This window comes from Neisseria sp. P0001.S005 (assembly GCF_051963715.1).
Map to the genome: position 1 here is coordinate 1 of NZ_JBQCTZ010000520.1, position 557 is coordinate 557.

Annotated in this window: 1 pseudogene; it reads left to right on the forward strand. The window is 50.3% G+C overall.

The features are described from left to right. Positions 1-456 (forward strand): annotated as a pseudogene (locus ACTHSP_RS21425) (TonB-dependent siderophore receptor); the annotation flags it as partial. Positions 457-557 lie beyond the last annotated feature (101 nt).

A 557-nucleotide genomic window follows, 5' to 3' on the forward strand; every position in this document is an offset into this window, starting at 1 on the left:
GGCGCGTCCTACCGTACAGGCGGCCTGACTGCCAAAGTCGGCGTAAGCCACAGCAAACCGCGTTTTTACGATACGCACAAAGATAAATTGTTAAGCGCGAACCCCGAGTTTGGCGCACAAACCGGCCGCACTTGGACGGCCTCCCTTGCCTACCGCTTCCAAAATCCGAATCTGGAAATCGGCTGGCGCGGACGCTATGTTCAAAAAGCCGTGGGTTCGATATTGGTGGCGGGTCAAAAAGGTCGCGACGGAAAACTGGAAAACGTTGTACGCCAAGGTTTCGGTGTGAACGATGTCTTCGCCAACTGGAAACCGCTGGGCAAAGACACGCTCAATGTCAATCTTTCAGTCAACAACGTGTTTAACAAGTTCTACTATCCGCACAGCCAACGCTGGACCAATACCCTACCAGGTACCGGACGTGATGTACGCTTGGGCGTGAACTACCGCTTCTAAGCAATCAGCTTGAAAAAGCCGTCTGAAAACAAAAGTTTTCAGACGGCATCTAGCTTTATAATCCGATACAAGTTATCATTTCGATTTACTTTATTTCCGAC